At 34.2% G+C, this 20,337-nt stretch carries 24 protein-coding genes and 1 tRNA gene; 11 read left to right on the top strand and 14 right to left on the bottom strand.

Going from position 1 to position 20,337, the window contains the following annotated elements:
- Positions 1-18: 18 nt before the first annotated feature.
- The 3 genes from H6X70_RS00805 to H6X70_RS00795 all read right to left on the bottom strand — a co-directional run bounded on the left by H6X70_RS00805 (position 19) and on the right by H6X70_RS00795 (position 2,327).
- Positions 19-522, bottom strand: a complete 504-nt coding sequence (locus H6X70_RS00805; RefSeq protein WP_194765770.1) for a DUF6702 family protein — start codon at positions 520-522, stop codon at positions 19-21.
- Between the two features lie 66 nt (positions 523-588).
- On the bottom strand, positions 589-1,383 hold the full coding sequence (locus tag H6X70_RS00800; RefSeq protein WP_194765769.1) for a hypothetical protein: 795 nt from the start codon (positions 1,381-1,383) through the stop codon (positions 589-591).
- Positions 1,384-1,529: 146 nt separating this feature from the next.
- Positions 1,530-2,327 (bottom strand): carboxypeptidase-like regulatory domain-containing protein, encoded by a 798-nt coding sequence (locus H6X70_RS00795; RefSeq protein ID WP_194765768.1) that lies wholly within the window; start codon positions 2,325-2,327, stop codon positions 1,530-1,532.
- A 110-nt stretch (positions 2,328-2,437) separates the two neighbouring features.
- On the opposite strand from H6X70_RS00795, the gene pepE reads away from it, so the two are divergent.
- The gene (gene pepE, locus H6X70_RS00790; protein ID WP_194765767.1) at positions 2,438-3,145 is read left to right on the top strand and encodes a dipeptidase PepE; all 708 of its coding nucleotides are present in this window, start codon (positions 2,438-2,440) and stop codon (positions 3,143-3,145) included.
- A gap of 723 nt (positions 3,146-3,868) precedes the next feature.
- Here the strand turns inward: pepE and H6X70_RS00785 are convergent.
- Positions 3,869-3,941 (bottom strand) — tRNA-Gly (locus H6X70_RS00785).
- A gap of 52 nt (positions 3,942-3,993) precedes the next feature.
- The gene (locus tag H6X70_RS00780; RefSeq protein ID WP_194765766.1) at positions 3,994-4,419 is read right to left on the bottom strand and encodes a GNAT family N-acetyltransferase; all 426 of its coding nucleotides are present in this window, start codon (positions 4,417-4,419) and stop codon (positions 3,994-3,996) included.
- Between the two features lie 131 nt (positions 4,420-4,550).
- On the opposite strand from H6X70_RS00780, the gene H6X70_RS00775 reads away from it, so the two are divergent.
- Positions 4,551-4,949 (top strand): GNAT family N-acetyltransferase, encoded by a 399-nt coding sequence (locus H6X70_RS00775; protein ID WP_317171432.1) that lies wholly within the window; start codon positions 4,551-4,553, stop codon positions 4,947-4,949.
- Positions 4,950-5,016: 67 nt separating this feature from the next.
- Here H6X70_RS00775 and H6X70_RS00770 read toward each other — a convergent pair whose 3' ends face one another.
- Entirely contained in the window at positions 5,017-5,409 is a 393-nt protein-coding gene (locus H6X70_RS00770) for an ankyrin repeat domain-containing protein (protein ID WP_194765765.1), read from the bottom strand.
- A gap of 253 nt (positions 5,410-5,662) precedes the next feature.
- Here H6X70_RS00770 and gpmI point away from each other — a divergent pair, with 253 nt between their 5' ends.
- The 6 genes from gpmI to H6X70_RS00740 all read left to right on the top strand — a co-directional run bounded on the left by gpmI (position 5,663) and on the right by H6X70_RS00740 (position 10,165).
- The gene (gene gpmI, locus H6X70_RS00765; protein WP_194765764.1) at positions 5,663-7,180 is read left to right on the top strand and encodes a 2,3-bisphosphoglycerate-independent phosphoglycerate mutase; all 1,518 of its coding nucleotides are present in this window, start codon (positions 5,663-5,665) and stop codon (positions 7,178-7,180) included.
- A gap of 140 nt (positions 7,181-7,320) precedes the next feature.
- The gene (locus H6X70_RS00760; protein ID WP_194765763.1) at positions 7,321-7,725 is read left to right on the top strand and encodes a BT0820 family HAD-type phosphatase; all 405 of its coding nucleotides are present in this window, start codon (positions 7,321-7,323) and stop codon (positions 7,723-7,725) included.
- A gap of 91 nt (positions 7,726-7,816) precedes the next feature.
- Positions 7,817-8,635, top strand: a complete 819-nt coding sequence (gene map, locus H6X70_RS00755; RefSeq protein ID WP_194765762.1) for a type I methionyl aminopeptidase — start codon at positions 7,817-7,819, stop codon at positions 8,633-8,635.
- Positions 8,632-8,967 (top strand): GxxExxY protein, encoded by a 336-nt coding sequence (locus tag H6X70_RS00750; protein ID WP_317171435.1) that lies wholly within the window; start codon positions 8,632-8,634, stop codon positions 8,965-8,967. Before map ends, H6X70_RS00750 begins: the two co-directional genes overlap by 4 nt.
- A gap of 48 nt (positions 8,968-9,015) precedes the next feature.
- On the top strand, positions 9,016-9,786 hold the full coding sequence (locus tag H6X70_RS00745; RefSeq protein ID WP_194765761.1) for a class I SAM-dependent methyltransferase: 771 nt from the start codon (positions 9,016-9,018) through the stop codon (positions 9,784-9,786).
- A gap of 7 nt (positions 9,787-9,793) precedes the next feature.
- On the top strand, positions 9,794-10,165 hold the full coding sequence (locus tag H6X70_RS00740) for a DUF423 domain-containing protein (protein WP_194765760.1): 372 nt from the start codon (positions 9,794-9,796) through the stop codon (positions 10,163-10,165).
- Between the two features lie 10 nt (positions 10,166-10,175).
- Here the strand turns inward: H6X70_RS00740 and H6X70_RS00735 are convergent, their stop codons facing one another.
- Positions 10,176-11,150, bottom strand: a complete 975-nt coding sequence (locus H6X70_RS00735) for an FAD:protein FMN transferase (RefSeq protein ID WP_194765759.1) — start codon at positions 11,148-11,150, stop codon at positions 10,176-10,178.
- Positions 11,151-11,162: 12 nt separating this feature from the next.
- Positions 11,163-11,540: a Na(+)-translocating NADH-quinone reductase subunit F gene (locus H6X70_RS00730; RefSeq protein ID WP_194765758.1), complete on the bottom strand. Its 378-nt coding sequence runs from the start codon at positions 11,538-11,540 to the stop codon at positions 11,163-11,165.
- A 219-nt stretch (positions 11,541-11,759) separates the two neighbouring features.
- On the opposite strand from H6X70_RS00730, the gene H6X70_RS00725 reads away from it, so the two are divergent.
- Entirely contained in the window at positions 11,760-12,215 is a 456-nt protein-coding gene (locus H6X70_RS00725; RefSeq protein ID WP_194765757.1) for a Na(+)-translocating NADH-quinone reductase subunit F, read from the top strand.
- Positions 12,216-12,338: 123 nt separating this feature from the next.
- Here H6X70_RS00725 and nqrF read toward each other — a convergent pair whose 3' ends face one another.
- The 6 genes from nqrF to H6X70_RS00695 form a co-directional block, all read right to left on the bottom strand.
- On the bottom strand, positions 12,339-13,646 hold the full coding sequence (gene nqrF, locus H6X70_RS00720; RefSeq protein ID WP_194765908.1) for an NADH:ubiquinone reductase (Na(+)-transporting) subunit F: 1,308 nt from the start codon (positions 13,644-13,646) through the stop codon (positions 12,339-12,341).
- A gap of 1 nt (position 13,647) precedes the next feature.
- On the bottom strand, positions 13,648-14,370 hold the full coding sequence (gene nqrE / locus H6X70_RS00715) for an NADH:ubiquinone reductase (Na(+)-transporting) subunit E (RefSeq protein WP_194765756.1): 723 nt from the start codon (positions 14,368-14,370) through the stop codon (positions 13,648-13,650).
- A gap of 76 nt (positions 14,371-14,446) precedes the next feature.
- Complete coding sequence (locus H6X70_RS00710) at positions 14,447-15,094, bottom strand: NADH:ubiquinone reductase (Na(+)-transporting) subunit D (RefSeq protein ID WP_194765755.1); 648 nt, start codon at positions 15,092-15,094, stop codon at positions 14,447-14,449.
- A gap of 3 nt (positions 15,095-15,097) precedes the next feature.
- Complete coding sequence (locus H6X70_RS00705; RefSeq protein WP_194765754.1) at positions 15,098-15,850, bottom strand: Na(+)-translocating NADH-quinone reductase subunit C; 753 nt, start codon at positions 15,848-15,850, stop codon at positions 15,098-15,100.
- A gap of 2 nt (positions 15,851-15,852) precedes the next feature.
- Positions 15,853-17,079, bottom strand: a complete 1,227-nt coding sequence (locus H6X70_RS00700; protein WP_194765753.1) for an NADH:ubiquinone reductase (Na(+)-transporting) subunit B — start codon at positions 17,077-17,079, stop codon at positions 15,853-15,855.
- A complete protein-coding gene (locus H6X70_RS00695) occupies positions 17,079-18,434 on the bottom strand; it encodes a Na(+)-translocating NADH-quinone reductase subunit A (RefSeq protein ID WP_194765752.1) in 1,356 nt (451 codons plus the stop codon). The genes H6X70_RS00700 and H6X70_RS00695 overlap by 1 nt, the downstream gene beginning before the upstream one ends.
- A gap of 155 nt (positions 18,435-18,589) precedes the next feature.
- Here H6X70_RS00695 and H6X70_RS00690 point away from each other — a divergent pair, with 155 nt between their 5' ends.
- Positions 18,590-19,840: a DUF5103 domain-containing protein gene (locus tag H6X70_RS00690; RefSeq protein WP_194765751.1), complete on the top strand. Its 1,251-nt coding sequence runs from the start codon at positions 18,590-18,592 to the stop codon at positions 19,838-19,840.
- 107 nt (positions 19,841-19,947) lie between these two features.
- The gene (apaG, locus tag H6X70_RS00685) at positions 19,948-20,334 is read left to right on the top strand and encodes a Co2+/Mg2+ efflux protein ApaG (protein ID WP_194765750.1); all 387 of its coding nucleotides are present in this window, start codon (positions 19,948-19,950) and stop codon (positions 20,332-20,334) included.
- The last annotated feature ends 3 nt before the right edge of the window (positions 20,335-20,337 follow it).

The following is a 20,337-nucleotide window of genomic DNA, read 5'->3' as shown; positions in this document are numbered from 1 at the left end:
AAAAGCAATACCTCAAAATTAATCAAATTTTAACACCGCATGATCTTTTTGAGGGTAAAACATAAAACTTTTCTGCTTCGAATTTATGTTAGTTTTAACGATATTTTGCTGATCTTCAAACAAATCAAACAACACTCTATTGCTTATTTCAATAGACTTTATAGCATTAACTTGTTCTATTTCTATATAACATTTCATAATATCGGCATCATAGGCTTTCCCTATAAATTGAAGCTCAACAGGCTTACCGTTAATTTTAATCTTCAATTTATCACTTAAATAACGGGCAATATACAAATCGACATTTTCGGTTTCATTATCGCCAGCTAGGGTAATATTTTCATCATAACGCTCTCGTAATAAGCGTTCAAAGTCATCGATAAAAATTCTAGAAATTATCTGTACCGCTTGCTTGTCTTCAACATAATCTATTTGAGTCACACTTACATAATATTTGTGTACGCCCGTAAATGCGCAAAGCGGAATAATAAACAATAGCAGAAATAACCTGTTTAATTTCATTGAATTTGTTTTTGCAAAAATAATTATTTTAAAACCATAAACTGCGGCAATTTGTCTTTATAAACATCACTGCTTTTGATTTTCAATGTATTCTACATACTTTTTCTCTAAAAAAAGTAAAACTTCAAAATCGCTTTTGTTTTCACAAGCTTCAAGAAAATGGATGTCTTCTTCACAGAAATAAAAAAAGTCGATTCTCTTTTCTTCAGCTAGCGGATTAGATTCAAAAAAAGTTTTTGAAAATGTCACTTTTATACGACGCATTAAATTGGCTTTCCTTTCTATTTCAACATGACTCTTTAAAGTTTTAGTTCTACCAGAAATCGCATTAATTATTGGATCTACAGCAACATTTAAAGTTAATGCTTGAAGTAATAAGGTTTTAAAAGCAACGCCCTCTCCATTAGCCTGATCTAATCGGCGTTCGCTTTGCGTTGCAATTTTGCCTGTATAACCTGGAATGCCAAGGTCGAAAAAATTTAAAGGTGCTTTTCCTGTAGTGTTTTTGATATCAGCCATTAAATCACCCGTTAAAACTTTACCAACACGAACTTCTTCAAGCTGATTAACTTGCTCTTCTAAAGTTACAATTACGGTTTTTCGAGTTAAAATCTCTTCTGAAATAATAAGCGTTTTGGGTATATGCTGAATGGAAGTAAAACGTAAAGTATCATTTAATTTTACCAAAATATGAAATTCGCCATGCGTATTTGTTATCGTGAAAAGCTGCTGAGTTGCATTAACAACATGAATGTTTTCAATATTTGCAGTACTTATCACTTTTCCTGATAATTCAACAGATTGTCCAGACATTAAACCTGTCCAACAAATGGCTATTATAAAAATGAATTTACGTTTCAAGCTTGTAAGATTAGTTTACAAAAAACGCAGATAAACTCTTAAAAGACTATTAAACAGATGGTAATGTTTTGTTAATACAAAACAAAAGTATTCTTAAACCTCAATTAAAAAATAAATATTGCTAATATTTTTGGCGGTTATATCTATTATTCACCCTTCAAAAATGCAATACTTTTTTTATTTAAAAGCTCAAGAAACTCCATTTCCTTACCGTAGTTTAATAATGTAAAATCGAAATCGTCTGCTTCAACATATTGAATAAATTCATGCACACGATGCTCTGGAATATTAAAATTAGTAACTAAAAAATCGGAACCAAAATAATGTTTAACCGATTCTATTGGCACATCTGGCACACCCGCTTTCTTTTTATCTACAACACTCGAACGGAATAATGGCAGTAATAATTGATCGACTACATTTACAATATTTAACCCATTTATCATGTGTTGCTGTTGGTAATTCATCCCTAAATTACTTACTCCAGATTTATTATCGGCTGTAAATTCATGCTCCATATTATGCTTAATTCCAAAATACAAAGCATCTAATTTGGGGTTAAAAGTTTCAGCTTCTTCAACATCTACAGCTAAATTCCCCGTTAAATGCTTGGTTTCAACAACAACCTCTTCCAACTTATTAATTTCTTCAATTAAGAAAACATGCATTCTTTTAGAAGCCATAATAGCATCATTAACTTGAAAACTAATATTTTGATATTGCAATGCGCTCACTTCAATAGTATCATTTAAAGTAACAGGCATTTCAAACTCACCCAAATCGTTAGTAACTGTGCCATCCTTTGCCGATTTATTATACACCGTTATTCCCGAAATATCGTTGCCTTCAACAATAATTCTACCCTGAACCAAAACCCTTTTAACATCCTGAGCATAAACATGTAAGGACGCTAAAACAACAACAAAAAGTAGTATTTTTTTCATATAAAATTTTTACTTCAATTTACCAATTTTAATCCTGTCCTTAAAGTAAAATTGATTAAAGTTTTATTAAAAATTAATTTTAACTAGCTTTATCTTCAAATAAATTTTTCATGAAAAATATAATTATTGCAAGTACTTCCACCCTACATGGCGGTGGTTATTTAGACTATATTATAGACGAACTAAACGTATTTTTTAAAACTGCTAATACCATTATATTTATTCCCTATGCAAGACCTAGCGGAATTTCACACGATGATTATACAAAACTTGCCCGTACCGCATTCGCAAAAATTAACAAAAAAGTAAAAGGGATTCATGAATTTGAAAACCCCGCTGAGGCCATAAAAAATGCTGAAGGTATTTTTGTTGGCGGCGGTAACACCTTTGTTTTAACCTACCAATTGTACAAGAACAAACTTATTGAAGCTGTGCAAAACTCGGTTAAAAACAGCACCCCTTATTTAGGAACAAGCGCCGGAAGCAACATTTGTGGCCTAACCATAAAAACCACAAACGATATGCCCATTGTTTACCCACCAAGTTTTAACGCATTAGGGTTTGTACCGTTTAATATTAATCCGCATTATTTAGACCCCGACCCCAAAAGCAAACACATGGGCGAAACTCGAGAAATGCGCATTAAAGAATTTCATCATTACAACACACCACCTGTAATTGGCTTAAGAGAAGGCAGTTGGCTACAGGTTAAGGGCAATTCCATTATTTTAAAAGGTGATTTAGACGCTAGAATTTTTGAATACAACAAACCACCCTACGAAATTGAAACAGGCACAGAATTAAATAAACTGTTTTAAAATACAAGTTTTTAGGCGGGTTTTTAAGAAAAATAAAAACCGCGCTATCCGTTACTAGTTTTGTAAAACCATAGATGGTAGTTTTACAAAAGCTATCCTCTTCTATCGCTCCCGCATCTACCTGCTAGGGTTCGGAACACAAAATTTTAATTAAAATAGATCAATTAGCTTTAATCTGTTCTATAAAACATTAATAAAACTTGCTCCTCACTTCGTTTTGAAGGGAGAAAAATTTCGATTTCATCGAAATTAGGAGGGTTAAATTATAAAAAAATATAAAGGTTTTCAACTTCCGAACAGTAGTGCTTTAAAAACCTGAAGGATCTACGAAATGCGACCATGAATAGGCTAGCGTTTTGATGATTTCTCAATATAAAAACTCCATAAACTTCTCACCCCTTTTTTCACTCCTGACTCTTGACTCTTATTGTCTAAAAATCTAAAAAAAATGTGCATAAAAAAAAGCTCCATCGTTCTGATGAAGCTTTTCGAGCGAGAGACCGGGTTTACTTCGGCTACGCTCAGCATAAACTTCTCACCCTAATTTTTAGACATATTCAAATTTTGGGCATAAAAAAAGCTCCATCGTTTTTGATGAAGCTTTTCGAGCGAGAGACCGGGTTTACTTCGGCTGCGCTCAGCATAAACTTCTCACCCTAATTTTTAGACAAATTCAAATTTTGAGCATAAAAAAAGCTCCATCGTTTTTGATGAAGCTTTTCGAGCGAGAGACCGGGTTCGAACCGGCGACATTCAGCTTGGAAGGCTGACGCTCTACCAACTGAGCTACTCTCGCATTATTCCGGTTGCAAATATAGAGAAACCCAATCATTTTTTCCAAGAAAAATTTACAACTTTTTAAAAAAATGATAGCCAAGAATCCTAAACCCCTGATTATAATAAAACTTATGCGACGAAAAATTATTCACATAAGTATTTAATTCCATCGATTCAAAGCCTTTTTCCTTAACATAATTGGAAATCCAACCAAAAAACTGCTTACCTAAACCACTATTTCTATACGATTCTTCAATAAACACATGATCGGGTTCCACGCTTTTCCCAGAGTAATGTCGGGTACAAAACCACAATCCGCAAACACCAACTAAATCAGTACCATCAAACACGCCAGCGCATTCATAATTCTGACTAAACATTTCGGTAAAACGCGTAGTAAGCAATTCATCCGAAATTTTATAATCATTCAACACGCTTACCAAAGGCACAATCAATTCAATGTGTTTACGTTCTAAAATTTTAAAAACTAAAGCCATGATTTTTTTTGTATGAAGATAATTAATATCTACCATTTTTTTATTTAAGTTTGAATAAACACTAAACATCAAAACAGATTAATACACACCATTTTCATATAAAAACAATCACTTCCGCTGAAACATTTAAAGTGCGACATGCGGTTTTAAGACCAGGAAAACCAATTGAAACTTGCGTTTTTGAAGGAGATGATTTAAGTACAACCTTTCATTTAGGCATTTACTTTAACGATACGCTTGTAGGTGTTTGTTCCTTTTTCAAAAACAACCATCCCGAAAAAAGTGATGCTAAACAATACCAACTTCGAGGCATGGCCGTTTTATCTGATTATCAAGGAAAGCAGCTTGGCAAACAGCTTCTAAATTATGGTGAAGCTATATTAAAATCAAAAAAAACAACAATGGTTTGGTGTAATGCCCGAGAAGTCGCTTTAACTTTTTACAAAAAAAGTGGTTATCATATTTTCGGAGAACCCTTTGATATTCCAACCATTGGGAAACATTATAGTATGTCTAAACAATTACAATAAAAAAACGCCCATTTTACAAGGCGTTTCTTCTAAGGACTAACTCAAAAAATAATTATAATAACTACTTTTATTTTTTTGATGCTAAATGCGTGTCAATAACAGCTTTTGCATCGTGAGCACCATGCATTTCAGCATATTTTGCAGCCGTGTTACCTTTATCGCATTTGGTTTTTAAATCTGCGCCATTTTCAATTAATAAATTTAAAATTTCGACACGATTATATTTAGCCGCATACATAGCTGGTGTCATTCCTGCAGATTTAGCATTTACATCGGCACCGCGTTCAATTAATATTTTAACGGTTTCAAAATCGCCTTTTGCAATAGAAACACAAAAGGAATTCACTTTATAAATTGCTTCGATTTTATAATCTTTAAACGTTAAATGTTCAGGGGTTGCATAAATACTCCCCACAGATAAGCATAATGCCATGGTTGAAATAATGATTGATTTTTTCATGATGAAAGATTTTAAGTGTGATTTAATTAATTATGTTTTTTGATATACTAAAGAGACGACTAAAATTTTAATTTGTTACACTAAAAAATAATTAATAATAAATTTTTAACACCTGACTTACAATCTCTTAACAAATAAACACTTCATAAAAAAAACACCTAAACCTCTTAATTCTCAATACTTTTCGAGTGATTTTATAAACCATATTTTAACAAACTTCCGTATCTTTGCGACGTTTTAAAATTTATAAAAAATGAACAAAAAAGTTATCTTAATGATTCTTGACGGATGGGGAAACTCTCCAGATCCAAAAGTTTCTGCTATCGATCATGCAAACATTCCATTTATTGATTCTTTATATAAAAAATACCCTTACGCGACATTGCGTACCGATGGTTTACACGTTGGTTTACCTGAAGGCCAAATGGGTAATAGCGAAGTAGGACATATGAATTTAGGTGCAGGCCGTATTGTGTACCAAGACTTAGTGAAAGTAAATTTAGCTGTTGAAAACAAAACACTTAACAAAGAAAAAGTACTTGTTGACGCTTTTGAATATGCTAAAACTAACAATAAAGACGTTCATTTTTTAGGATTATTAAGCGACGGTGGTGTGCATTCACACATCAACCATTTATTTGGTTTGGTTGATGCTGCCAATGATTATGGCTTAAAAAACACCTACATCCACGGATTTACCGATGGTCGTGATGTCGACCCTAAATCTGGTGCTGGATTTGTAAAACAATTAGAATCGCATATTGAAGGCACAAATACCGAAATTGCAACTATTTCTGGGCGTTACTATGCCATGGATAGAGACAAACGTTGGGAACGTATTAAATTAGTTTACGATGCTGTAGTTAATGGCGAAGGTGAAAAATCTACCAATATCACAGAAAATATTGAAGCCAATTACGCGAATGATGTGACCGATGAGTTCATCAAACCTATTATTGCTGTTGATGATAATAACGAACCAATCACCAAAATTAAAGAAGGTGATGTGGTTATCTTTTTCAACTTTAGAACCGACAGAGGCCGTGAATTAACCGAAGCTTTATCGCAAACCGATTTTCATGAGCAAAACATGCATAAACTTGATTTGTATTATGTAACGCTTACCAATTATAACGATACATATAAAAACATCAATGTCATTTTCAACAAAGAAAACCTAACTGAAACCTTAGGTGAAGTCTTAGAAAAACATAACAAAAAGCAAATTAGAATTGCTGAAACTGAAAAATATCCACACGTAACCTTCTTTTTCTCTGGCGGAAGAGAACAAGAGTTCGAAGGTGAAAGTCGTATTTTAAGAAACTCACCAAAAGTTGCCACATACGATTTAAAACCAGAAATGAGCGCTTACGAATTACGTGATGCTTTAGTGCCCGAACTTGAAAAAGGTGATGTCGATTTTGTTTGCTTAAACTTTGCAAATGGCGATATGGTAGGACATACCGGTGTTATGGATGCTGCAATTAAAGCTTGCGAAACCGTAGACGAATGTGTGAAATCTGTAGTTACTACAGCTTTAGAAAACGGCTACACTACGCTATTAATTGCCGACCATGGTAACTGTGAAACCATGATAAACCCAGACGGTTCACCAAATACAGCACATACCACAAACCCTGTGCCTGTTATTTTAATAGATAACGAATTGAAAGAAATTAAAGATGGTGTTTTAGGTGATGTAGCACCTACCATTTTAAAATTAATGAATGTACCACAGCCAGAGGCAATGACGCGTCATGCATTAGTTTAATTCACTTTATTATATACAAATTGCAAAACCCTACATTAGTGGGGTTTTGTCGTTTAACAGGCCAATAGAACACAATTGTTAATAAAAATTGCCTAAAAATTATTGTATTTTTGCTACAAACCCTATCCTAGTATTTATTTATGACCTTTAACCAACAGTTAATTATTGCAGTCGATTTTGATGGAACTATAGTTGAAGATGCTTATCCGAACATTGGAAAACCCATGATTTTTGCGTTTGAAACACTTAAAAAACTTGAAGAAGATGGTCATCGCCTAATTTTATGGACCTACAGGTCTGGTGAAAAATTAGATGAAGCTGTTAAGTTTTGTGAAGATAATGGCATCCACTTTTATGCCGTAAACCAAAGTTTTCCTGAAGAAGTATTTGATCATACCGTAAGCCGAAAAATAAATGCCGATTTATTTATAGACGACAGAAATGTTGGTGGTTTTATAGGCTGGGGTGAAGTGTATCAAAAACTCACGAATACAGAGCCGCCATTTCCTGAAAGGAAAAAAAGCATTTTTGATTGGTTCAAATAAATCATAAAATGCAGCATTACTTATTATGTTAACGTCTTAAGCTAAGATACATTTCTGTTTTTAAGTATCTTTGCAGCCTATATTTATAATTATGATTATTGTTAAAACACGAGAAGAGATAGAATTAATGCGCGAAAGTGCTTTAATCGTTTCAAGAACTTTAGGTGAATTGGCTAAAGCTATTAAGCCTGGGGTAACCACACTTCAATTAGATAAAATTGCTGAAGAATATATTAGAGATAACGGTGCCATTCCTGGCTTTTTAGGGTTATACGATTTCCCTAACACGCTTTGTGTGAGTCCGAATTCACAAGTCGTTCACGGTATTCCTAATGGCGAGCCCTTAAAAGAAGGCGATATTATTTCGGTAGACTGTGGTGCCTTAAAAAATGGATTTTACGGCGACCACGCCTATACTTTTGCTGTTGGAGAAATTGCTCCTGAAACTAAAAAACTACTTCAGATTACTAAAGAATCGTTGTATGAAGGCATCAGAGAATTTAAAGCCAATAATCGTGTTGGCGACGTTGGCTATGCCATTCAAAAATATTGCGAAGATCATGATTATGGCGTTGTTCGCGAACTAGTAGGACACGGATTAGGAAGCAAAATGCACGAAGATCCAGAAATGCCAAACTACGGAAAACGCGGACGCGGAAAGAAATTTGTTGAAGGTATGGTAGTGGCTATCGAGCCTATGATAAATTTAGGTACCCAACGCATCAAACAACATCGTGATGGCTGGACTATCACTACAATAGACAATAAACCTTCGGCGCATTTTGAACATGATGTGGCTTTAGTTGATGGCAAACCAGAATTGCTTTCTACTTTTGCTTATATCTATGAGGCTTTAGGTATTGAAAGTAACGAAGAAGATGAGTTTCGTCGTGAAGCTTTAGTGTTATAATTGCTACACTGAGATTAGCAGAGAGACACAGAGATACACGGAGCGTTCATTGCTTTTATAAAAAACTAAACCTCATTGTTAATAAGATTTCAGAAAATATTATTGGCGTAGCTCTTGAAGTGCATAAAGCTCTTGGTCCTCGCTTATTGGAATCTGCTTGTCAAGAATACCTTTTTTATGAGTTAAAAACTGTTGAAAATTTTACAGATGTACATTCTACACAAATTCTAACTTATATGAAGCTGGACGATTTCCCATTAAGCTTGTTAATTAACTTGCATACAAAACTTTTAAAAAACGGTATTAAAAGATTCATAAACACTACCGAGTAAAACCTCTGAGAGACTCTGTGTCTCTCTAAGAATCTCGGTGTAACACCTATGAAAAAAACTTTCAAATTCATTTTAAACACCATCCCAAGGCCTTTATTAATAAGGCTGAGCTATGTTATTCGCCCTGCTTTAGCATTATATCTAAAAGGAAGCTCTTTCACAGACCCTATAGATAATAAAAGCTTCAAAAGTTTTTTACCTTATGGCTATGGCAACCAACGTAACAACGTATTATCGCCTTCCACGCTATCTTTAGAACGCCACAGATTGCTTTGGATGTTTCTTAAAAACGAAACCAATTTCTTTACAGACCAACTCAAAGTTTTACATTTTGCTCCCGAACAAGCCTTTTATAAGCGCTTCAGAAAGATGAAAAACTTAGAATATGTTACTACAGATTTAAATTCGCCTTTAGCTGATGTAAAAGCCGATATCTGTAACCTTCCTTTTGAAGATGACGAATTTGATGTTATTTTATGCAATCACGTTTTAGAGCATATTCCAGATGATACCAAAGCCATGCAAGAACTTTTTAGGGTTTTAAAAAAAGGAGGAATGGGCATTTTTCAGATTCCTCAAGATTTAAATCGTGCTGTTACTTTTGAAGACGATACGATAACCGATAAAAAAGAACGCGCTAAAATATTCGGACAATACGATCATGTTCGCGTTTATGGTCGTGATTATTTTGATAAGCTTAGAAGCATCGGTTTTACTGTTGATGAAGTTGATTATACTTCAAAATTCACTGAAGAAGAAATAACAAAATACTGCTTAGCAAAGGGAGAAATTATCCCCATAGTTTACAAAAACATTTAAATACTATATGACTCCACAAATAATTATAGCAACAGGCGCTTTATATGGAATGTTAGCTGTTATTTTCGGTGCTTTTGGTGCACATGCTTTAAAAAAGAAATTATCAACTTCACAATTACAAAGTTTTGAAACGGGTGTAAAATATCAAATGTATCATGCCATCGTTTTATTGGCACTTGGTTTTAGCACAAGCATTAGTATTCCTGAAGCGGTATACTGGTGTTTCAGCATAGGCATCTTACTATTTTCATCTAGTATATACGGATTAGTTTTATCCGACGCCAAAGGCAAAAAACTTAAATTTTTAGGCCCTGTAACCCCGTTAGGCGGACTACTTTTAGTAACGGGTTGGTTATTGCTAATTATTCACGTATTTTAATTAAACGGAATTATTTTTCAGGAAATCCATTTAAAGCTAAAGTTTCTAATTCCTGATTGTCATTTTCAAAAATTAAAAATACTTTAAGCTCTGGGTGCGACTTTAAAAACGATTTTACATTCTCCAAGCCCATTGCTTTAAAAGCAGTGGCATAGGCATCAGCAGTCATACAATCTTCTGCAATTACAGATATACTTAACAAATTCGTCTTGCTAGGATAGCCCGTTTTCGTATCGATAATATGCGCGTAGCGATTGCCGTTTTCATCAACTTTAAACTTTCTATAAGTTCCTGAAGTAGCCATCGCTTCGTTATTTAAGGTTACCACTTCAAAAATAGACTGTTCACCTTCAAAATTAGGACGCTCTACGCCTACTTTCCAATGCGATTTCTTTTCAGCATTCACGCCTCTTGTACGAATCTCTCCGCCTATTTCAACTAGATAATTTGAAATATTCTGCGATTCTAAAAATGCTCCAATCACATCGACGCCATAACCTTTTGCAATGGCATTAAAATCTATAAAAGTGCCCTGAGGCTTCAAAATTTGATCTTGATTTCTAGAAACTTTAGACAAGCCAACCGAAACCATTAAAGAATCGATTTTAAGACTATCCAAATTCACAATTTTACCTTCAGGACCAAAATCCCAAGCATTAACAACAGCGCCAATAGTGGGATCGAAAGCTCCTTTAGTTTCTTTATAAATTTCTTTTGAAGCTTCAAAAACCTTAATAAAATGCGCATCAACTACATTCAACTCATTTCTGTTCAATTTTGAAATAATTGAATGGTCTTGATAGGTAGACATCGAATTATTAATAACCGTAAACAAGCTGTCAAATTGTGTTTTATATGACACTTCAGAATTGTAAATAATAGAATACGTAGTTCCAAAAACGTCTCCTGAAAGTTTAGAATTTTTAACTTCTGTTTCGCAAGAAAAAAACGAAACAAGTAAAACAAATAGAGCTAAATGCTTCATGATACAATCGGTTTAATTTAGATTGGTTTCCAAAAATTGAATCCCGTTATACTCTAGCAAATAATCCTTATTCAAATAAATAGGTTCTTTTTCGCCTTCTAAACTACCTATCCCTACGCCTGCATAAAGTACTTTGGCATCTTGTTCTCTAGCGTGATTTTTAAAAGATTCCATCCAAACCACATCGTAATTATTAGGGTTTTCAGGAAGAATTACAGCACGTACAATCACAAAAAAGTACTGTTTATTTTTATCCATACACACAAATTGCGGATGTTTTTTAAGTTTACTATTTATCGCGATGAATTCGAAACCACGTTCTTCCAAATCTTTACCAACGTGATTCATAGCCAAATTATGTAGTTCTTGTTCCGAAAGGGGTATACTCATAGTATCAAAATATAATCTCTTGACAAACTTAAGAATATTTTAAATATCACGCAGTATACAATAGCTTTTGAATAGCAATAGTTATGATGAAAATCAAATTTTCGTCCTTTTTTTCTTCGGAAGACGATAGCTTACAATCAGGATGATTTACTTCGTTGACAGCAGGATTATTTCCGTTTGATGATTTTTTCTTATCTTAATACATAAAAAAATTTCATTATGAAAACGAGTTTTAGGTTTGAATCCACCATAAAAAAATTATATAGCGCCTTTCATAACAACACCCTAAATCCAGAATGTTGTAAGCAATGTGCCGTTGGAAATATATTGGATAATTCGGATGGCTGGAAACACCTTTCAGACCATCATGGCAGTCTAGATTTAAATTACGTTGGCAAAGTTAATCAAACATTAAACAGAAAATTTAACGGCTATTCCCCTATTGAATTACTACAAATAGAACATACTTTTTTAGAGGCCTGCGGATTTAAAACCCCGCTACATCACACAAATTTCAAACCTAAAAACCCAACAGATAAAAATGTTTTATTTGAAGGGTTATCAGCCGTGATTACTTTGCTTTGTGAAATGGATAATATTCCTAATGTAATGAGCTACAAAAAACTATTTAAAAATAATGATAGTGCTGTAAAACACGAATTAGAAATATATTAACAAGCTTAATTAAAGTTCTTATAATAACAAAAGCCCAACATCACATGCTGGGCTTTCTTTTTATAATGATTTGCTGAATTTAAATCAGCATAAAACTTCATTTTGATTAAATCACGTAGCGACTTATCCTCCAAAGTCATCAAATCGAATATGCTCATCTGGGATTCCAAAATCTTCTCCCATTTTCTGAACCGCATTGTTCATTAATGGTGGTCCACAGAAATACAATTCGATATCTTCTGGAGCGTCGTGTTTGCTTAAGTAATTATCTATTACACAATTGTGAATAAATCCAACAAACCCATCACCTGGAGAATCAATATCGGCTTTAACTTGCCAGTTATCTTCTGGTAAAGGCTCAGATAATGCTAAGAAGAATCTGAAGTTAGGGAACTCTTTTTCTAAATCACGGAAGTGCTCTAAGTAGAATAACTCACGTTTTGAACGTCCACCGTACCAATACGTTACTTTACGTCCTGTTTTTAAAGTTTTAAATAAGTGGTATAAGTGTGAACGCATTGGTGCCATACCAGCCCCACCACCTACGTAAAGCATTTCGCTATCCGATTCATTGATAAAGAACTCACCGTAAGGTCCTGAAATGGTAACTTTATCTCCTGGTTTTTGGTTAAAAATAAAAGATGAAGCAACCCCTGGGTTTACATCCATCCAACCGTTTTTAGCACGATCCCATGGCGGACAAGCAACACGAACGTTCAACATAATTTCACGTCCTTCAGCAGGGTAAGAAGCCATAGAATAAGCTCTTTCAACCGTTTCGCTATTTTTCATAACTAGAGGCCAAAGGTTAAATTTATCCCATTCCGCTTGAAATTTATCTGGGGTATCATGTTCTTCTGGATGCGCAGTAATATCCATATCTGAATATTTCACTTCACATGGAGGAATTTCAATTTGAATATACCCACCAGCTTTGTAGCCCATATCTTCTGGAATTTCAACAACGAATTCCTTGATAAAAGAGGCAACGTTATAATTACGAACAACAGTAGCTTCCCATTTTTTAATACCAAAAACCTCTTCAGGAATGGTAATATTCATGTCTTGCTTAACTTTAACTTGACAAGCTAAACGTGCGCCATGCTGTAATTCTTTTCTTGTAAAATGAGGCACCTCAGTTGGAAGTGCTTCTCCACCACCTTCTAAAACATGACATTCACATTGAATACAAGTTCCTCCTCCACCACAAGCCGATGGTAAGAATATTTTTGAATTTCCTAAAGTAGAAAGTAAACTTCCTCCTGAAGCTACTTCTATTTCTTTTTCACCATTGATTGTAATTTTTACAGGTCCTGATGGTGAAAGTTTCTGTTTTACAACTAATAATAAGGTAACTAGTAAAAGGGTAATAATTAAAAACGCTATTACTGTTACTACGATAGTTCCTGTTGTACTTGCAGCTAAAATCATATTACTCATTTACATTTATGTTGTTAGCGATCACTTTTATGTTTTCTGAACCGTCCTTAGAAGTTTCAACTTGAGCTGTTTTTTCTTCTTTTGGCGCTTCATCATCACCTCCTGTTAACATTCCACCAAAACTCATGAAACCAATGGCCATTAATCCTGTAATGATGAATGTAATACCTAAGCCTCTTAAAGCTGGTGGTACGTTAGAATATCTAATTTTTTCACGAATGGCAGCAATAGCAAGAATGGCTAAAAACCAACCAATTCCTGAACCGATACCGTAAGTTGTTGCCAATCCTAAAGAAGGAATTTCACGAGACTGCATGAATAAAGAGCCCCCTAAAATAGCACAGTTTACAGCAATAAGCGGTAAAAAGATACCTAATGAATTATATAATGATGGCGAAAATTTCTCTACTACAATTTCTACCAATTGTACCATGGTTGCAATCGTTGCAATAAACATGATAAATGATAAGAAGCTTAAATCGTAATCGGCATACTCTGCACCTAACCATTTTAATGCTCCTGGTTGTAAAAGATACTGATCTAATAACCAGTTTAAAGGCACGGTAATAGCAAGTACAAATATAACTGCAGCACCAAGACCAACAGCCGTACTAACTTTTTTAGATACCGCAAGGTAAGAACACATCCCTAAGAACGTGGCAAATACCATGTTATCTATAAATATTGATTTTAAAAATAATTCTAAATGTTCCATATTTTTTAGTTTTTAGTTTTTTGTTTTTAGTTAGTGGTAAATGACTATCAACCAATAACTATCAACTATCAACTATTTAATGATCTTCTACTAAAGCTTTATTTCTTGTACGTTGTACCCAAATAATAATACCTACCACAATTAAAGCCATTGGCGATAACAACATAAAACCATTGTTTTCGTAACCAAAAGCATATAATCCTGTTTTAGCAATAGGGTCTCCTAATACAGGAAAGCCTAATAAAGTACCAGATCCAAGTAATTCTCTAAAGAATCCTACAATGATAAGAATTACGCCATACCCTAAAGAGTTTCCAATACCATCTAGGAAAGATTTCCAAGGTCCGTTTGCTAGAGCGAAAGCTTCAAAACGTCCCATGATAATACAGTTGGTAATAATTAATCCTACGAAAACCGATAAGGTTTTACTTAACTCGTAAGCAAAAGCTTTAAGCACCTGATCTACTATAATTACTAAAGCAGCAACTACCGTTAATTGTACGATAATTCTAATTTTAGAAGGTATGATGTTACGCATTAATGAAATAACAACGTTTCCTAAACCTAAAACGAACATTACCGAAATAGACATTACAATTGAAGCTTTCAACTCTGCTGTAATGGCTAATGCCGAACAAATACCTAATACTTGAATAGTAATAGGGTTATTATCCGCTAATGGGTCTGTGATTAACTTTGTGTCTTTTTTTGATAAAAGTCCCATAAATTAATTATTTTTTAAATTATCGAAATAAGGTTTGTAAAGCTTTAAATCGCTTTTAATCATTGCTGTTACGCCATCACCTGTAATAGTCGCTCCTGCAATGGCATCCACCGCGTTATCTGTTTTGTCTTCGTTTGTTGGATCGGCATTTCCTTTAGCAACTTCAACACCTTTAAAGTTTCCGTTGGCATCTAAAAGATGTTCTCCAATAAAATCATCCATAAAGTAACGTTGCTTAATGTTAGCTCCTAATCCTGGAGTTTCACCTTTATGATCGAAATAGGCACCTTGAATCACCATGTTATCATCTAAAGAAACATAACCCCAGATAGCATCCCATAAACCTTTTCCATAAATTGGAATGATATGAAATGTAGTGCCATCCTTTTCTCCTATAAATAAAGGTAAATTACGCTTTGAAGCATCGCCTGCTGCTGCCGCTTTATCCTTTTTAAGATCTATTAAATAAGCTTCTTCATCTTCTGAAGCTTGTCCGTTTTTAATCACTAATTGCTTCGTGATGTATTTATCAAATAACTCTTGAGCTTCTTTAGTTGATACAAATACAGCACTAGATTCATCATTTTGATTTACGCCCATAGCATATAGAATGTTTTGTTGTTTTTCTATACGCTGATTTTCTGAAATCTTCGGACTTAATGAAGACGCCGTAAATGCTAATACCGCTCCTACAATTACTACCATGGCAATGGCAAATAATATAGTATATGAATTTTTATCCGTTCTATTTTCCATGGTTAAGCCGTTTTTACTTTTAAACGTTTCCTTCTTTTCTTCACATTACCCTGAACTACATAATGATCGATGGTTGGTGCAAACACATTCATTAATAGAATCGCTAACATCACACCTTCTGGGTATGCTGGATTAAATACGCGAATCAAAATAGAAATAAATCCTACTAAGAAACCGTAATACCATTTTCCTTTATTAGTTTGAGAGGCTGTTACAGGATCTGTAGCCATAAACACCGTACCGAAGGCAAAACCTCCAATTAGTAAGTGGTGCCAAAACGGCGTACTCATTAATCCGTAAAACTTGCTGCTTTCTGTTACAATTCCAGCATCAACAACCTGGTTAAAAATTAATCCCATTACGATGGCTCCTATTGCTGAAGACAACATAATTCTCCAACTTCCAATTTTAGCGAAGATTAAAAATAACCCACCTAATACAATTAAAAGTGTAGAGGTTTCTCCTATCGAACCAGGAATAAATCCGTAGAACATATCGGCTACAGAATGCATAACCTCTTTACCTTGTGCTAAAGTACCTAAAATGGTTTCACCTGACACGGCATCTAGATTTTGTCCTGCTGCAATAGCTTGGTCTCTTCCAACGGCACCTTGAACCCATACTTTATCTCCAGACATCCATGTTGGATAAGCGAAGAATAAAAAGGCTCTAATAGTTAATGCAGGGTTTAGAATATTCATTCCTGTTCCTCCAAAAACTTCTTTACCAATTACAACACCAAAAACTACGGCTACAGCTAACATCCATAACGGAATATCGATTGGCACAATAAGTGGCACTAACATTCCTGTTACTAAGTAACCTTCTTCAACTTCATGACCTTTTATGATGGCGAAAATAAATTCAATACCTAAACCAACACCGTAAGACACTATAACTAATGGTAATATTTTCCAAAAACCAACTAAAAAGTTATCTAGCGTCCAGAACTCGGCACTAAAAAAACCTCCTGAAACGGCTTGAATACCATCAAAAGCTAAATGATGCTGATAACCAGCGTTAAACATACCAAAGATTAAACATGGTACCATAGCCATAATTACGGTATTCATGGTACGTTTTAAATCGTCGGCTACTTTTATATGAGTCCCGTTATGTGTGGTCTCATCTGGTAAAAATAAGAATGTGTGAATTGCTGAAAACGCAGGCAACCACTTTTTATCCTTATTTTTTACTTTAAAATCGTGTAAATTCTTTTTTAAACCCATTATCCTATCTCTTTAAGCATTAAGTCTAAACCATCTCTTATTATTTTTTGATGCGGTTGTTTTGACACACATACAAACTCTGTTAAAGCAAAATCTTCTGGAGCTACTTCGTACATCCCTAAAGCTTCCATTTCATCTAAATCTTTATACAAACAGGCTTTTAAAATTTGTAATGGGAAAATATCTAAAGGAAAAACTTCCTCGTAAGTTCCTGTTGTTACAAATGCTCTATGCTCGCCGTTTGTATTGGTATTTAAATCGTAAACTTTATTTGGCGCTAACCAAGAAAAGGTTAATGCTCTAGAAGTAGACACCTTATTAAAGATAGGTTTAGTCCATCCGAAAAACTCATAATCATCACCTTCTGGAATCACAGAAATTACATTGCTGTAATAATCTAAACTTCCGTCTGGTTTAATTTCTTTTCCGCTTAAAACATTTCCTGAAATAATACGATCATGACCTGCTTTATCGACACCTTTGTCGTAAATCATAGTCGCTACTTCGCTTCCAATACGTGTTTTAAAATATCTAGGTTTTTGTACTGAAGACCCCACCAAAGCCACAATACGCTCGGCGTTGAATTTCCCAGTTAACAACAACTCACCAATAATCACCAAGTCTTGAGGATTAACTGTCCAAACAGTTTCTCCTTTATTAACCGGATCTATTTTATTGATTAGCGTTCCCACATTCCCAGAAGGGTGCGGCCCAGATACTTTGTGTAAAGTAATGCCTTGTAAACCTGAAAGCGGTGAATTGGCATTTTTACCAACCGAAACATGTACTTTACCCGCTGTAAGTTTACCTAAAGCGGTAACTGCAGCTTGTAATTCGGCTTCTTTACCTTTTAAAGTAAAATCTAAATCTGCAGCTAAAGGAGCACTGGCGTATCCAGAAATAAAGATCGCTTTTGGCGTTTTATCTGGGTTTGCAACAACATCATAAGGACGTTGTTTTACAAATGGCCAACATCCCGAAGCAAGTAAATGTGCTTTAACTTCATCTGGTTGAGCGGTTTCAACATTTAGCGTTCCAAAATCGACAAAAGTTTGCGATTTATCAGCTTGAATTTTAATGGCATCAATGCGCCTTTTTGGTCCACGAACCACCTCTATGACTTTTCCAGAAACAGGAGATGAAAACCTAATATTTTCATTAGTCTTGTCATAAAACAAAGTACTTCCAGCCTCGACTGTAGCACCTTCTTTAGCAATAAGTTTAGGGATAACCCCGTGGAAATCTTCTGGCCTTATGGTGCAGTACGTACTGATAACTGCCTGTTCAACAGTTTTCTCAGCCTCACCTTTAAGTTTAATGTCCAGACCTTTTTTAATACGAATGTCGTTTGACATATTTATATTTATTGAAATTAGTTGTCTAAAAATCGATGCAAAAATACAAATTAAAAATACAGATTTCACAAAAAAACATATAGAATTTTACTCAATTCGAAATCATAAGATTATAGGCACAAAATTTGATTATATTTACCAAAAAACACGACACAATGCCCCATAAATATCTGCTTTCATTTTGCTTATTATTATTTCCTATAATCCTTTTTTGTCAAGTTGATGAAACAAATCCGCCAGAATATATAAAAACCATAAATTTTAAAGGCGAAACCAACGAAAACCAACTGCCTATTATAAGAGTTAATGATGAAGTTACTTTGGAATTTGATGCTCTTAACGGCGATGAAGCTGATTTTTACTATAAAATTAAATATTACAATGCCAATTGGACACCTTCTGTATTAGTACAATCGGAATACATGGAAGGTTTCGACAACCAACGCATTCGCGAATACGAAAACTCATTTAATACCTTTCAAATATTTTCGCATTATAAACTCACCATTCCGAACGCACAAACTAGGGCTTTAAAAGTTTCAGGAAACTATATGTTATTCATTTATAATAGCGATAGCGAACTTGTTTTTTCAAGAAAATTCATGCTTTATGAAAACAATGCCGATATTGGCGTGCTTATAAAACGCGCTAGAGACATCGCTAATATTGAAGAAAAACAACGCGTAGAACTTGTTATTTCTTCAAACAAAATCCCTTTTAATAACCCCGATCAAACTATTAAAACGGTTATCATTCAAAATAACAACTTAAAAACAGCCATAACCAATTTAAAACCACAATACATTCTTGGCAAACAATTGATTTATAAATATGACACAGAAACCAGTTTCTGGGGTGGTAATGAATATTTTTATTTTGAAAATAAAGATGTTCGTGGCGCAAACAACAACATTCAATACATCGATTTAAAAGATTTATATCACAATTATTTATATACAAACATCCGTCGAGCATTTCGCCCCTACACATACAACCCTGATATAAACGGCAATTATGTTATTGGCAACATAGACGGATCAAACCCAGATATCGAAGCCGATTATGTATGGATGCATTTTTCGTTAGCTGCAGATAATAATCTGATAGACAAAAAAATTCATGTGTATGGAAGTTTCAATAATTATGCGATAGACGACAGCACATTGATGACTTATGATGTAGAAAAAAACAGATACACAGCCAGTTTATTACTAAAACAAGGGTTTTACAATTATAAATATGTTGTTGAAGAACCTAATGGCATGATTAACGAAGGATTTATTAGCGGTGATTTTTGGCAAACAGAAAACAGCTACAAAGTTTTAGTTTATTACCGACACTTAGGCGGGCGATACGACAGAATAATTGGTGTTAGTGAAGGAAATTCCATAACAATTACCAATTAAAATTCATCTTTTAGTCGATTTTAACGTCAATCACGTTAAAATTTGCGCTAGACCCGTAATATTTGCTATTTTAGCAACTGTAAACATATTGCAAATCAACAGTTAACATGGTTCAACAGGTTACAAAAGGCATAAAAATTTCCGTAAAAACCACTTACGAAGGCTCATTTTATAAAAACTATAAGATACACTATGCCTTTGGATATACGATAACTATTGAAAACCAAAGCAAAGATTCCGTACAGCTTTATGCACGCCATTGGGAAATTCTAGATGCTTTAAATAACATTGAAACTGTTTCTGGTGAAGGTGTTATCGGCAAAAAACCCGTTTTAAAACCAGGCGAATCACACACCTATACTTCGGGCTGTTTACTAACATCGCCATTTGGTGCTATGCAAGGCTATTATAGTATGGTAAATTTTACAACCACAAGAAAGTTTCAAGTGGCCATACCTGCTTTTAAATTGAGTGCCCCATTTGCCATCAACTAAACG

The sequence above is a fragment of the Tamlana sp. I1 genome (genome assembly GCF_015355625.1).
In the GTDB taxonomy this organism is placed as follows: domain Bacteria; phylum Bacteroidota; class Bacteroidia; order Flavobacteriales; family Flavobacteriaceae; genus Pseudotamlana.
This window is presented reverse-complemented; position numbering and strand designations above follow the sequence as displayed.